Source organism: Phaeobacter sp. JH20_08 (assembly GCF_048056635.1).
In the GTDB taxonomy this organism is placed as follows: domain Bacteria; phylum Pseudomonadota; class Alphaproteobacteria; order Rhodobacterales; family Rhodobacteraceae; genus Phaeobacter; species Phaeobacter bryozoorum.
Map to the genome: position 1 here is coordinate 43,478 of NZ_JAYMVV010000018.1, position 12,243 is coordinate 55,720.

The 12,243-nt window shown below is 60.2% G+C and carries 15 protein-coding genes; 8 read left to right on the forward strand and 7 right to left on the reverse strand.

Annotated features, from left to right (window positions below; all coding sequences use genetic code 11):
• Positions 1-123 precede the first annotated feature (123 nt).
• Together VWY75_RS15750 and VWY75_RS15755 are read left to right on the forward strand one after the other, a co-directional pair.
• Positions 124-1,374: an Hsp70 family protein gene (locus tag VWY75_RS15750; RefSeq protein WP_416538632.1), complete on the forward strand. Its 1,251-nt coding sequence runs from the start codon at positions 124-126 to the stop codon at positions 1,372-1,374.
• Positions 1,375-1,555: 181 nt separating this feature from the next.
• On the forward strand, positions 1,556-2,365 hold the full coding sequence (locus VWY75_RS15755; protein WP_416536306.1) for a lytic murein transglycosylase: 810 nt from the start codon (positions 1,556-1,558) through the stop codon (positions 2,363-2,365).
• Positions 2,366-2,424: 59 nt separating this feature from the next.
• Here the strand turns inward: VWY75_RS15755 and VWY75_RS15760 are convergent, their stop codons facing one another.
• Positions 2,425-3,432 (reverse strand): GlxA family transcriptional regulator, encoded by a 1,008-nt coding sequence (locus tag VWY75_RS15760; protein WP_416538633.1) that lies wholly within the window; start codon positions 3,430-3,432, stop codon positions 2,425-2,427.
• A gap of 273 nt (positions 3,433-3,705) precedes the next feature.
• Here VWY75_RS15760 and VWY75_RS15765 point away from each other — a divergent pair, with 273 nt between their 5' ends.
• The 3 genes from VWY75_RS15765 (at position 3,706) to VWY75_RS15775 (ending at position 6,213) form a co-directional block, all read left to right on the forward strand.
• Positions 3,706-4,338, forward strand: a complete 633-nt coding sequence (locus tag VWY75_RS15765) for an ATP-dependent Clp protease proteolytic subunit (RefSeq protein WP_340545310.1) — start codon at positions 3,706-3,708, stop codon at positions 4,336-4,338.
• 140 nt (positions 4,339-4,478) lie between these two features.
• Positions 4,479-5,747, forward strand: coding sequence for an ATP-dependent Clp protease ATP-binding subunit ClpX (gene clpX, locus VWY75_RS15770; protein ID WP_340545311.1), 1,269 nt, complete (start codon positions 4,479-4,481; stop codon positions 5,745-5,747).
• Positions 5,748-5,853: 106 nt separating this feature from the next.
• Positions 5,854-6,213, forward strand: coding sequence for a RidA family protein (locus VWY75_RS15775; protein ID WP_340545312.1), 360 nt, complete (start codon positions 5,854-5,856; stop codon positions 6,211-6,213).
• Between the two features lie 29 nt (positions 6,214-6,242).
• Here VWY75_RS15775 and VWY75_RS15780 read toward each other — a convergent pair whose 3' ends face one another.
• Positions 6,243-6,530: a hypothetical protein gene (locus VWY75_RS15780; RefSeq protein ID WP_416536184.1), complete on the reverse strand. Its 288-nt coding sequence runs from the start codon at positions 6,528-6,530 to the stop codon at positions 6,243-6,245.
• Between the two features lie 172 nt (positions 6,531-6,702).
• On the opposite strand from VWY75_RS15780, the gene VWY75_RS15785 reads away from it, so the two are divergent.
• The 3 genes from VWY75_RS15785 to VWY75_RS15795 all read left to right on the forward strand — a co-directional run bounded on the left by VWY75_RS15785 (position 6,703) and on the right by VWY75_RS15795 (position 7,999).
• Entirely contained in the window at positions 6,703-7,089 is a 387-nt protein-coding gene (locus VWY75_RS15785; protein WP_340545314.1) for an NADH:ubiquinone oxidoreductase subunit NDUFA12, read from the forward strand.
• Positions 7,090-7,184: 95 nt separating this feature from the next.
• Positions 7,185-7,637, forward strand: coding sequence for an outer membrane lipid asymmetry maintenance protein MlaD (gene mlaD, locus VWY75_RS15790; protein ID WP_340545315.1), 453 nt, complete (start codon positions 7,185-7,187; stop codon positions 7,635-7,637).
• Positions 7,637-7,999: a DUF2155 domain-containing protein gene (locus VWY75_RS15795; RefSeq protein WP_416538634.1), complete on the forward strand. Its 363-nt coding sequence runs from the start codon at positions 7,637-7,639 to the stop codon at positions 7,997-7,999. The genes mlaD and VWY75_RS15795 overlap by 1 nt, the downstream gene beginning before the upstream one ends.
• On the opposite strand, the gene aat is transcribed toward VWY75_RS15795, so the two are convergent.
• The 5 genes from aat to VWY75_RS15820 form a co-directional block, all read right to left on the reverse strand.
• Positions 7,963-8,595: a leucyl/phenylalanyl-tRNA--protein transferase gene (aat, locus tag VWY75_RS15800; RefSeq protein ID WP_416536180.1), complete on the reverse strand. Its 633-nt coding sequence runs from the start codon at positions 8,593-8,595 to the stop codon at positions 7,963-7,965. The genes VWY75_RS15795 and aat overlap by 37 nt on opposite strands.
• A 129-nt stretch (positions 8,596-8,724) precedes the next feature.
• On the reverse strand, positions 8,725-10,077 hold the full coding sequence (gene accC / locus VWY75_RS15805; RefSeq protein WP_340545318.1) for an acetyl-CoA carboxylase biotin carboxylase subunit: 1,353 nt from the start codon (positions 10,075-10,077) through the stop codon (positions 8,725-8,727).
• Positions 10,078-10,086: 9 nt separating this feature from the next.
• Complete coding sequence (accB, locus tag VWY75_RS15810; protein ID WP_416538635.1) at positions 10,087-10,581, reverse strand: acetyl-CoA carboxylase biotin carboxyl carrier protein; 495 nt, start codon at positions 10,579-10,581, stop codon at positions 10,087-10,089.
• Between the two features lie 160 nt (positions 10,582-10,741).
• Positions 10,742-11,278 carry a PAS and helix-turn-helix domain-containing protein gene (locus tag VWY75_RS15815; RefSeq protein WP_340545320.1) on the reverse strand — a complete coding sequence of 179 codons (537 nt, stop codon included), beginning with the start codon at positions 11,276-11,278 and terminating at the stop codon, positions 10,742-10,744.
• A gap of 202 nt (positions 11,279-11,480) precedes the next feature.
• Entirely contained in the window at positions 11,481-12,236 is a 756-nt protein-coding gene (locus tag VWY75_RS15820) for an ABC transporter ATP-binding protein (protein WP_340545321.1), read from the reverse strand.
• Positions 12,237-12,243 lie beyond the last annotated feature (7 nt).

Genomic DNA, 12,243 nt, shown 5'->3' on the forward strand with positions numbered 1-12,243 from the left:
GGCTATCGCGGGGGTGGTTTGCGTTCCGCCAGAGTTGTGTCGTTCCGCCGCTGTCTGAACACTTGTTTTGCACAACGTCTTCAGATACTCACGCCGGTTCTTTCTCAGCGACAGGTGCCAGACATGCCCACTCCCAACACCCTTGGAATCGACTTTGGCACCTCCAACTCGGCAGCCGGTGTTGCGGTCAACGGACGACCCTGGCTGGTGGAGATCGAGCCGGGGGAAACCACGCTGCCAACCGCCGTTTTCTTTGATCCTGATCGTCGCAAGATGATTATCGGGCGGCCAGCCACCCGCGCGTTGATCAATGGGGACGAAGGCCGCTTCATGCGTGCCTTGAAAAGCCTTCTCGGCACGCCGCTGATGTATGAAAAGCGTCGTCTGAATGGTGAGCTGGTCGATTTTGTCACTATCGTGGCCCGTTTTCTGGCCGAGCTGAAGACCCGGGCAGAGGCGGCAACCGGCCAGTCGTTCAGCCATGCGCTGTCAGGCCGTCCGGTGCTGTTTCACAGCAAGGATGCAGCCCGCGATGCCCAGGCCGAAGTGGACCTGCGCGCCTGCTATCTGGCCGCAGGGTTTGAGGAGGTCCGTTTCATGCTGGAACCCGAAGCGGCCCTGCGCTCGGCACTGCCCAAGCCCGGCATCGGCCTGATCGTTGATATCGGCGGCGGCACCTCGGACTTCACAGCCTTTGAGCAGTCACGGGATGGGGCTGCGCGTATTCTGGCCTCGCATGGCGTGCGTCTTGGCGGGACCGATTTCGACCGGCAGCTGAGCATTGATCACGTGATGCCGCTGTTGGGGCGCGGCAGTGCCATTCGCAACAGTTTTGGCGGCGGCAGCCTGCCTGCACCCAACCGGCTGTTCAACGATCTGGCGACCTGGCAGATGATCCCTTTCCTCTATGCTGCCGACAGTCGCCGCGCCGCGCAGGATCTGGCGCGCAATGCCGAAGAACCTGAAAAACTGGCACGGCTTGTCTCCGTGTTGGAAGATGAGCTGGGGCACGATCTGGCCTTTGCCGTTGAGCGGGGCAAAATCGCGGTCAATCACCCAGATCGCCGCCGCGCGGTGATTGATCTGAAGGTTCTGGAACCGGGGCTGTCGGTGCCCCTGGACACGCAGACGCTTGAGCAGAGCCTGGCGAGCGATATCGACGAGATCACCGCCTGCGCCCGCGAGACCCTTCGTCGGGCGGATCTGCGCGGTGATCAGGTCACGCGGGTGGTTCTGGTCGGGGGTTCAGCCCTGCTTGCGGCGGTGCAGACGCAGATGCAGCAGCTCTGTCCGCGCGCTGAGCTATATTCGGAGAACGCGATGACAGCTGTCGCCGATGGTCTGGCGCTGGCTGCGGGCAGCGCGTTTGCCTGAGGCCGCGAACTGACGCCGGACATAGGCTTGCGCCGGGGTGATCTGATGGCTGGTCTCGACGCAGATTTCAGCTAGACTGAAGGTTCAGCCCATAAGCTTCGGATTCAGGTTTTTTAAGATGTTCCAGTTGTTTCGCCCCTTCACCTCAGATGCCGCCGCCACTCATCGTCGAGCGCCGCTGCTGCTCAGCCGTCGACTGTCAGCCATCGCAGCCGCCGCGATACTGGCCTCTGGCCTTCCCCTTGCCGCGATGGCGGCATCCTGCGGCAATACCTCTGCCGGGTTTGAGACCTGGAAACGCGATTTCGCCCAGGAGGCGCAACGCGCCGGTGTCCGCCAGGCCGGGCTGAACGCGCTGGCCAATACCAGCTACGCCAGCCGCACCATCGCCGCAGATCGCAACCAGAAGAGCTTTCGCTATTCTCTTGAGAAATTCATGCAGATCCGCGGCGCCAATACGATCATCGCTCAAGGCCGCAAGCGCAAGGCACGCAATGCGGAGTTCTTTGCCGCATTGGAACGCAAGTTCGGGGTTCCGGCCGGGATCCTGATTGCGATTCACGGTATGGAAACTGCGTTTGGCAATTACATGGGTGACAGTCAGGTGGTCTCGGCCATCGTGACGCTGACCTACGACTGCCGCCGCTCCGATTTCTTCAAACCCCATGCCATTGGTGCGCTGAAACTGGTGGATCAGGGCGCCATTACCGGCGCGACCAAAGGCGCCAAACACGGCGAACTGGGGCACACCCAGTTCCTGCCGGGGAATGCGCTCAACTACGGTGTGGACTGGGATGGCAACGGGCGGGTGGATTTCTACAACATGGGGGATGCGCTGGCCTCAACCGCCCATTTCCTGCGCAAGAAAGGCTGGAAACCCGGGCGTGGCTACCAACAGGGGGAGCCGAATTACCGCGTGCTGAAGGAATGGAATGCGGCGACCGTCTACCAGCAGTCGCTGGCCATCATGGGGCGCAAGATCGACGGCTGAGGACACGGCCTGCTCATCCGCAACGGGGGGAGACTGCTGCTGTCGGCGGCTGCTGCGGCTCAGTTCCACCCCTTACGGAAAAAATGCGGGCTGGCGCCGAACTTGCGTTTGAACTGGCGCGAGAAATGCGTGGCGCTGTTGAAGCCCGAGGCTAGCGCGATCTCGGTCACTGACATCGAGGTCTCGTTCATCAGCGCAAAGGCATGGCTGAGCCGCATGTCGAAGTAGACATGCATCGGGCTCTGGTCGAGATAGCGCGCAAACAGCCGCTCCAGCTGACGACGCGAGATATCCAGCCGATCACAGAGCTCGCCGATGGAGAGCGGCTCCTCAATTGATTCCTGCATCAGCTGAAGCGCGTTCAGCAGCCGTTGGTTGCGGCTGCCGATTGCGACCGCGTAATTGGACTTCTGCGGTGTGCTCTGCCCGCCGGTACGCACATGCAGGCACATATCGGCAACAATGATCGCCAGCTGCTTGCCATGGCGTTCCTCGATCAGGTTCAGCATCATATCTGTGGCTGCATTGCCGCCGCCGCATGTCATCAGAGTATCGCTGATTTCAAAGATCCGGGGCGATGGGAGCAGGTCCGGATATCTCTCGACAAAACCGGGCTGGTTCTCCCAGTGCAGGGTGAACCGATGCTCGCCCAGTAGCCCAGCCTGCGCCAGAGCAAAGGCCCCGGTGCAGATGCCGCCGATCGAGCGGCCAAAGCGGCGTTCGCGCCGCAGCCAGTTCAACACCGCTTCACTGGCGGCATTCTGCGGTTCCACGCCCGAGCAGACAAAAGCCAGAGCATCCCCCGGGAGCGGACCCATTGGCAGGTCCGGCGTGATGGTCATCCCGTTTGAGCAGCGGATCGGTTCGCCATCCGGTGTCATCACATACCAGCGATAGAGCTGCGTATTGGTGACCTGATTGGCAATGCGCAACGGCTCGACGGCGGCCGCGATGGGCAGCATCGTCGCCTTCGGCAGCAGCAGAAAATAGAAATCCTGCGGCTCACCGTCAAAGGGGATCGTCAGATTGGCCGACGCCCCTTTTTGCACAAAATAGTCATCGATCATTTCGGGAACCTGTAACACACCGGTTTCGGTTGGGTCTGTGATCTTTGCTAGTTAACCCCGATCTGCGGCCTGCATCCCACCTTTTGCGACGGCGGGGCGATGGTTTTCGACGCGGACCTGACTGTTTGCGCCACCGAGGCCGCATTCGGGTGCAGGGCACAGGCCAGCGCAAAAACAATCGCCGCCCCTTGCAGCCCAAATGTGGCGGCACTAAGACTCGGGTAATACTCAGTCGGCTATGATGCCGATACAATTCAAAGCAGGCAGGTCAATATGGTCGATCCAAGAGAAACATACATGAACACGCTGGTGCCGATGGTGGTGGAACAGACCAGCCGCGGTGAACGCGCCTATGATATCTTTTCGCGCCTGCTGAAGGAGCGGATCATTTTCCTTAATGGTCCGGTTCACGACGGCATGAGCTCCCTGATCGTGGCCCAGCTGCTGCACCTTGAGGCGGAGAACCCGTCGAAAGAGATCTCGATGTATATCAACAGCCCCGGCGGCGTTGTGACCTCGGGTCTGTCGATCTATGACACCATGCAATACATCAAGCCGAAGGTTTCGACACTGGTGATCGGCCAGGCGGCCTCCATGGGCTCGCTGCTGCTGACGGCGGGTGAGGCGGGGATGCGGTTCTCGCTGCCCAACAGCCGCGTCATGGTGCATCAGCCCTCCGGTGGCTTCCAAGGGCAGGCGACGGATATCATGATCCACGCCGAGGAAACCCTGAAGCTGAAGAAGCGCCTGAACGAAATCTACGTCAAGCACACCGGCCAGGAATACGACAAGATCGTGAACGCGCTGGAGCGGGATAATTTCATGTCTCCCGAAGAGGCGAAGGAATTCGGATTGATCGACGAAATCGTCGAAAACCGCAGCAAGCTGGACGACGAGGACAGCTGATCAGCGGTGTGAGCTGGCAGGTGTGCCCCGTCGTCATCGGGGCACACTTTGCGATTGTGGCTGCTGTGCCTGTGGCATAAGCTGCCAATATTACGGGTGGCGCAGGAGGCGCATGCACGCCCTGGACGGAAAGGTAGACCATGGCAACGAACTCAAGCGGCGACAGTAAGAACACGCTTTATTGCAGCTTCTGCGGCAAGAGCCAGCATGAGGTACGCAAGCTTATTGCGGGCCCAACCGTGTTCATCTGCGACGAATGCGTCGAACTGTGCATGGACATCATCCGCGAAGAGACGAAGGCCTCCGGGCTGAAGTCCACCGACGGCGTTCCGACGCCGAAGGACATCTGCGAGGTCCTTGACGATTATGTGATCGGTCAGGCAATGGCCAAGCGGGTGCTGTCTGTTGCGGTGCACAACCACTACAAGCGCCTGAATCACGCTCAGAAGGCGGGTTCGGACATCGAATTGTCAAAATCCAACATTTTGCTGATCGGCCCAACCGGCTGCGGCAAGACGCTGCTGGCGCAGACGCTGGCGCGTATTCTGGATGTGCCCTTCACCATGGCGGATGCGACCACGCTGACCGAAGCCGGTTATGTGGGCGAGGATGTCGAGAATATCATTCTCAAGCTGTTGCAGGCGTCGGAATACAACGTCGAACGTGCGCAGCGCGGCATCGTCTACATCGACGAGGTCGACAAGATCACCCGCAAGTCGGAAAACCCTTCGATCACCCGCGACGTGTCGGGCGAGGGGGTGCAGCAGGCGCTGCTGAAGCTGATGGAAGGTACCGTGGCCAGCGTGCCGCCGCAGGGCGGGCGCAAGCATCCGCAGCAGGAATTCCTGCAGGTGGACACCACCAATATCCTGTTCATCTGCGGTGGCGCCTTCGCCGGTCTCGACAAGATCATCAAACAGCGCGGCAAGGGCTCGGCCATGGGCTTTGGCGCGGATGTGCGTGATGACAGCGATGCGGGTGTCGGTGAAACCTTCAAGAAGCTTGAACCTGAAGACCTGCTGAAATTCGGCCTGATCCCGGAATTCGTCGGCCGTCTGCCGGTTCTGGCAACACTGGAAGATCTGGATGAGGACGCGCTGATCACCATTCTGACCAAGCCGAAGAATGCTCTGGTCAAACAGTATCAGCGCCTGTTCGAGCTGGAAGATACCGAGCTGGACTTTACCGAGGAAGCGCTGAGTGCGATTGCGAAGAAAGCGATCGAACGCAAAACCGGCGCCCGTGGTCTGCGCTCCATTCTGGAGGATATCCTGCTCGACACCATGTTTGAGCTGCCGGGAATGGACAGCGTCGAGAAAGTGGTCGTGAACGAAGAGGCTGTGAACTCGGACGCACAACCGCTGATGATCCACGCCGACGCCGAAAAAGAGTCGGCGACAGCTGGTTGAGCTTTGTAGCGATGCCAATGGCAGAGCTGAGATGATTGAAAGGCGGCGTGAGGGTAACCTTGCGCCGCTTTTCCATGTGATTTTCGGTAAGAAAGAGACAGAGAACATGATCAAACGCATTTCCTCCGGAGGCGAATTTGAGGCCAAGATCGGCTATTGCCGCGCCGTGGTTGCGGGCGGCTTTGTGCATGTGGCAGGCACCGTGGGACAGGGGGACGACGTGGTCGCGCAGTGCCAGTCAGCGCTTAATATCATTGGGGCCGCGCTTGAGCAGGCGGGCAGCAGTTTTGCCGATGTGGTACGGGTGAACTACTACCTGCCCGATCGCGCTGAGTTCGAGCCCTGCTGGCCGCTGTTGGCGCAGACCTTTGGCGATAACCCGCCAGCTGCCACGATGATCGAATGCGGGCTGATTGATCCCAAGTTTCGGATCGAGATCGAGGTAACGGCCCTGGCGTCGGCCTAAGGGGAACTCTGGCCTGGGCCGACTGCGGGCTAGAACTCGAAACTACGCATAGGGGCGGTTTCCTTGCGGCGCCGCTCCATCAGCTTCTGCAACTCGCTTTTCTCTGGTTCTGCATTCAGGCCCAGCATGGATTTCGCCGCGTCCAGCGTTTTCATTGTCATCTGCTGCCAATCTCCTTCATCCGGTTCGGCCAGGCGGATCGTCTTTGGCCCCTGCTGGGCACGGTCGCCGTGGATCATCAGGCTGGTCACCTGCATCAGGTCCAGCACAGTAACGGCGACAATAAGGGTTGCGACCAGAGAAAGGATGAAGCGCACGGGCGGCCTCGCTATCGGATGTTAAGAATTCACGCGCATCTTAGGCGGCAATTATGGCCCGATTGTGCAAATGCCCGAGAAGTTTTGCGACAATCCCCATGGGCGGGTGCAGCGTGTCTGGACCTTGGCGGTAAATTGCGCCATATCAGAAGCGAAATTTTCGGAGGAACCGATGGGAATCCTGAACTCTCTCTTGCGGGCTGTGACCTGGTGGAACGGCTCGACCCTGAATACGCGTATCTTCACCGCCCGTAAGGGCACCAAGGTGGGTGAGGACGATCAGGGCAACGTGTATTATCGCAATGCCGACGACAGCAAGCGCTGGGTGATGTTCAACGGCGAGGTTGAGGCCTCGCGCATCGGGGCCGATTGGCATGGCTGGTTGCACCGCACGTTTGACGAAGTGCCGTCCGAAAAACCTCTGGCGCATAAACCCTGGGAAAAGCCGCATCAGGAAAACCTGACCGGCACCATGCTGGCCTATGCACCGGCCGGGTCGATCCGCGCAGCCGGAGCTCCCAAGGAACGCAGCGACTATGAAGCATGGTCGCCGGAATAAGCATCGGTCACATCTGATCGAGACAACAGCGTCGCCAGCGGCGCTGGCCGGTTGGCACAGGTGTCGACCCATCCAAAGGCAGGGGCTGAAACAGCATGTCGCATAACACTACCGAGGTTTTGGCAGGTGGGCTGGTTCTGGCCGCTGCCATCGGATTTGCCGTCTATGCCGGTCAGGCTGCCGGTCTGTCGCGCGCGGGCTCTGCTTATGAGCTGAACGCCTCGTTCCGGTCTCTGGAAGGGGTGAGCGTCGGCACCGATGTCCGTCTTGCCGGTGTCAAGATCGGCACGGTCACCGGTGTTGAACTGAACCCGCAGACCTTTCGTGCCGATACCCGGTTCTCCGTCAAGGAAGGGATCGAGATCCCCGACGACAGCGCGGTGGTGATTTCTTCCGAAGGCCTGCTTGGCGGCAACTTCGTTGAGGTGATGCCCGGCGGATCGCCCTTTGCCTTTGAGGCGGGGGACGCGGTGGAGGACACTCAGGGCGCGGTCAGCCTGATCTCGCTTCTGGTGAAATTTGTTGCAGGCAGCGGAGACGAAGGCTGATGCGTCTGATTGCGGCGCTTTTTGCACTTGTGACAGCCACGGGTGTCGCTTGCGCGCAGGGGGCTGCTGAAAATGGCACCTCCGCCGTTCTGCGCGGCCTCGACAAGGTCAATGGTCAGACGCAGGATCTGGAAATTCCGGTGGGCGGCAGCGCTGAGATATTTGGCGTGATCGTTAGCCTGCAGGAATGCCGCTTTCCTGCCGACAACCCAACCGGCGATGCCTATGCCTATGTGACGGTGCGCAATCCCAATGATGCCACGGTTTATTTTGACGGCTGGATGATCGCGTCAAGCCCGGCTTTGAACGCGCTGGATCACAGCCGCTATGATATCTGGGTGATGCGCTGCACCAACGCCTGAGGCGTGGGCAGGGGGGCGGCGGTAAAATCCGCGTCAATATCCAGCGCCTCCCGCAATTGGCGGCGATAGCGCGCCCGGCTGATCTCGACCGCGCCGAGAGAGGCGAGATGCGGCGTCAGGAACTGCGTATCACAGAGGGTGAAACCCGTCTGTTGCAGCCGATCCATCAGATAGGCCAATGCGATCTTTGACGCGTCCCGGCGCCGGGAGAACATGCTCTCACCGAAGAACGCACCGCCCAGCACAACCCCATAGACGCCGCCTGTCAGCTCACCTGCGTGATAAACCTCAAGCGAATGGGCGTTGCCCTGCTGGTGCAGATCAATGTAGCGGGCGCGGATTTCTGGGTTGATCCATGTCTCGGCGCGATCGGCACAGCCGTCAAGCACTGCGGCAAAATCCCGGTTCACGGCAATTTCATGCCCCCCCTTTCGCAGGGTTTTGGCCAGCGAGCGCGACAGATGAAATCCACCGATCGGGAACACGCCGCGCCGCTTCGGATCTACCCAGAAAACGTCGGGGTCGTCCCGGCTCTCGGCCATGGGAAAAACGCCGACGGAATAGGCGTGAAGCAGCAGTTCTGGCGTGAGGGTCATAAGGCTAGTCTAAAACGGGATCGTGGGTTCGGGAAAATGGAAAACGCGATGATACAAGGCAAAGGGCAGGGGTAAAAATCGGGCAGCGGGAAAGAAAAAAGGCGGCCCCCGCAAGGCCGCCCCAAATGATCAGGCGTTACCGAGATTGGTTTCCAGCCATTTTTCCAGCCAATGAATATTGTACTGCCCGGTGTGGATATCCTTCTCTTCGAGCAGCGCGTGGAACAGTGGAACGGTGGTGTCGACACCATCCACGATCAGCTCTCCCAGGGCACGGCTGAGACGTGCCAAGGCCTCTGGCCGGTCGCGGCCATGCACGATCAGCTTGCCAATCAGGCTGTCGTAGTAGGGCGGGATCGAATAGCCGTCGTAAAGCGCCGAATCCATCCGCACACCCAGCCCGCCGGGGGCGTGATACTGGGTGATCTTGCCCGGACAGGGCGAGAAGTTCGGCAGTTTCTCGGCGTTGATCCGCACCTCGATCGAGTGACCGTTGATCTCCAGATCGTCCTGTGTGAACGACATCGGCAGGCCTTCGGCGACCCGGATCTGCTCGCGCACCAGATCGACACCGAAAATGCTCTCGGTGACCGGGTGTTCCACCTGCAGGCGGGTGTTCATCTCGATGAAGTAGAATTCACCGTTTTCATAGAGGAACTCGATGGTGCCAGCGCCAATGTAATTGATCTTTGCAACAGCATCCGCACAGGTCTTGCCGATCCGCGCGCGTTCCTCTGGGGTAATGCAGGGGCCGGGAGCCTCTTCGAAAACCTTCTGGTGGCGCCGCTGCAGCGAACAGTCGCGCTCGCCCAGATGAACGGCATTGCCCTTGCCGTCGCCAAAGACCTGGATCTCGATGTGGCGCGGTGTGGTCAGGTATTTCTCGATATAGACCTCATCGTTGCCAAAGGCGGCTTTGCCTTCGGCGCGGGCAGTCATGAAGGCCTGTTCCATGTCGGCGGCGGTCTTGGCTACCTTCATGCCACGTCCGCCACCGCCGGCGGTGGCCTTGATGATCACCGGATAGCCGATGTCCTCGCCAATTTTCTTGGCAGTTTCCAGATCCGGTACACCACCATCGGAGCCGGGCACGCAGGGCACGCCCAGATCCTTCATGGTGTCCTTTGCGGTGATCTTGTCGCCCATGACGCGGATATGTTCCGCGGTGGGGCCGATAAAGGTCAGCCCGTGGTCTTCGACGATCTGAACGAAATTGGCATTCTCCGACAGGAAGCCATAGCCGGGATGGATCGCCTGAGCACCGGTGATCTCGCAGGCGGAGATGATGGCGGGGATCGACAGGTAGCTGTGGGTGCCGGACGGCGGTCCGATACAGACGGATTCGTCGGCCATGCGAACATGCATCGCATCCGCGTCAGCGGTGGAATGCACGGCAACCGACTTGATGCCCATTTCCCGGCAGGCGCGGATCACGCGCAGCGCGATCTCACCTCGGTTGGCAATCAGGATCTTATCAAACATGTTGGACCCTTACTCGATGATGACCAGCGGCGTTCCGAATTCGACCGCTGCGCCGTCTTCGACGAGGATACGCTTGATGGTGCCGGCCTTCGGGGCCGGGATGTGGTTCATGGTCTTCATGGCTTCGACGATCAAGAGGGTATCGCCCTCGGCCACCTGATCGCCAACTTTTACAAAGGTAGGCGCGCCCGGTTCGGGCTGGGTGTAGACGGTCCCGACCATCGGCGAGGGAACGGCGCCGGGGTGGCTGGCGGGATCCTCTGCGGCGGCGGGTGCCGCGGCAGGGGCGGCGGCCGCCGGGGCAGCTACCGCGGCCACCGGGGCCGGTGTGGCATAAGCCTGTACAGGGGCCGCGGCCATGGTCTGGCGCGATACGCGCACGTTCAGGCTGTCGTCTTCGCCGTAGTCACGTTTGACCTGCAATTCGGTCAGATCATTGTCGCGCAGCAGTTCCGCCAGCGCTTTGATGAAGGATACGTCTGCTTCGTGGGTCTTATTTGTCATTGTTGTCCTCAGCCGGTTCCGACAGGCCCGCAGATCCCTACGGGCATAAGAATTGAAGGCGCTTATAGGGTATGCTTTACCACAAGGAAAGCGCTGACAAGATAGCCGCTAACATGAGCGCCATTGGCAGGATTTGCAATCTCGTCGCGCAGATCAGAGCTCAGAGCGGCATTCCGGTCAGTTTTGCCACCAGTTCCGGCAGCTTGCGGGCGGAGAATTTGACCAGGAGATGGGCGCGATGGGTTTCTATCGTGCGATACGAAAGGTTCAGTTCCGCACCGATTTCCTTGGCCGACAGCCCGCGGCAGGTAAGGATCGCCACATCCCGCTCGCGCGGGGTGAGGCTGACCACCGGTCGGTCGTCTGAAATATCGGCAAAGCTCCAGACACCGCTGCGAAAATGCTGCTCCGGTGTCAGCGACCGCCCGCGCACCCGGCACCAGAACAGATCGCCGTTGCGACGGCGCATGATCCGTTCGTCGTTATAGTGGCCGGATTGCGCATCCGCCTGTTGCAGCCGATCTCCAATCCGCTGGAAGTCTTCCTGACTGGGGTAAAGCTCGGCGATGGGCAGGCCGACATAACTGGCGCTGGCGCCGCCAAAGGTTTCGGCAAACTGCCGGTTGCAGCGCTGGATCACCCGTTTGTCAAGCAAAGCCAGCCCCACCGGGGCAAATTCAAAGGCGAGATCGGTCATGCGGGCAGATAACCGCTGTTATTGTGCAAAGCAAAGCGAATTCCGCCCGATAGGGGCCAGTGCCGATCTGTCTCGTGGTGGCAGGCCTTCATTGTCCGGGATTCCGCGCGGATGCGGCACCAAAAAAAGGGCTGATGCACTGGCATCAGCCCCAAGGTGCCAAGGTCGGCCATTCGTACCGACCCGACGGGGAGTGTTTGGATCAGATGGCCAGATATTCGGCGCGCAGTTCCTCGTTTTCCAGAACCTCGGCCGCTGAGCCATCAAAGACGATGCCTCCGGTGTCGAGGATCACCGCGCGGTCGGCCAGTTCCAGGGCGCGCACTGCGTTCTGTTCGACGATGACGGTGGTGATGCCCTGCTGTTTGATGTGGATGAGGGTCTTTTCGATCTCATCGACGATCACAGGGGCCAGACCTTCATAGGGTTCGTCGAGCAGCAGCACCTTGATGTCACGGGCCAGCGCGCGGGCGATGGCCAGCATCTGCTGTTCCCCACCGGAGAGGGTCACGCCCTCTTGCTTGCGCCGCTCGCCAAGACGCGGGAACAGCTCATATAGACGTTCGATCGACCAGCCGATGGGCGGGGCAATCTGGGCCAGCTGCAGGTTTTCCTCAACCGTCAGGCCGGGGATGATGCGGCGATCTTCCGGCACCAGACCCAGGCCCGCCGCCGAAGCCTCATGCGAGGACATCGTGTGCAGCGGCTGATGATCAAGCCAGATTTCGCCCTTGGTCACCATCGGTGAACCCGTGCGCGCGATGGAACGCAGGGTCGAAGTCTTGCCAGCGCCGTTGCGACCCAGAAGCGCCAGGATCTCGCCTTCATGCACATTGAAGGAAATGCCCTGAACGATGTAGCTCTCGCCGTAATAGGCGTGCATGTCCCAGACCGAGAGAAAGGCCGGGGCCGTGGTGGCGTGGTTGGCGTGTTTGGAAAAGTCGGGTTTGACGTTCATCTGTGAT

What these genes read in the sequence shown, in the direction of transcription:
- VWY75_RS15750 (WP_416538632.1), top strand. Translation starts at nt 124, where the DNA reads ATGCCCACTCCCAACACCCTTGGAATCGACTTTGGCACCTCCAACTCG.
- VWY75_RS15760 (WP_416538633.1), bottom strand. Translation starts at nt 3,432, where the DNA reads ATGATCGATGACTATTTTGTGCAAAAAGGGGCGTCGGCCAATCTGACG.
- VWY75_RS15765 (WP_340545310.1), top strand. Translation starts at nt 3,706, where the DNA reads ATGGTCGATCCAAGAGAAACATACATGAACACGCTGGTGCCGATGGTG.
- clpX (WP_340545311.1), top strand. Translation starts at nt 4,479, where the DNA reads ATGGCAACGAACTCAAGCGGCGACAGTAAGAACACGCTTTATTGCAGC.
- VWY75_RS15775 (WP_340545312.1), top strand. Translation starts at nt 5,854, where the DNA reads ATGATCAAACGCATTTCCTCCGGAGGCGAATTTGAGGCCAAGATCGGC.
- VWY75_RS15785 (WP_340545314.1), top strand. Translation starts at nt 6,703, where the DNA reads ATGGGAATCCTGAACTCTCTCTTGCGGGCTGTGACCTGGTGGAACGGC.
- mlaD (WP_340545315.1), top strand. Translation starts at nt 7,185, where the DNA reads ATGTCGCATAACACTACCGAGGTTTTGGCAGGTGGGCTGGTTCTGGCC.
- VWY75_RS15795 (WP_416538634.1), top strand. Translation starts at nt 7,637, where the DNA reads ATGCGTCTGATTGCGGCGCTTTTTGCACTTGTGACAGCCACGGGTGTC.
- aat (WP_416536180.1), bottom strand. Translation starts at nt 8,595, where the DNA reads ATGACCCTCACGCCAGAACTGCTGCTTCACGCCTATTCCGTCGGCGTT.
- accC (WP_340545318.1), bottom strand. Translation starts at nt 10,077, where the DNA reads ATGTTTGATAAGATCCTGATTGCCAACCGAGGTGAGATCGCGCTGCGC.
- accB (WP_416538635.1), bottom strand. Translation starts at nt 10,581, where the DNA reads ATGACAAATAAGACCCACGAAGCAGACGTATCCTTCATCAAAGCGCTG.
- VWY75_RS15815 (WP_340545320.1), bottom strand. Translation starts at nt 11,278, where the DNA reads ATGACCGATCTCGCCTTTGAATTTGCCCCGGTGGGGCTGGCTTTGCTT.
- VWY75_RS15820 (WP_340545321.1), bottom strand. Translation starts at nt 12,236, where the DNA reads ATGAACGTCAAACCCGACTTTTCCAAACACGCCAACCACGCCACCACG.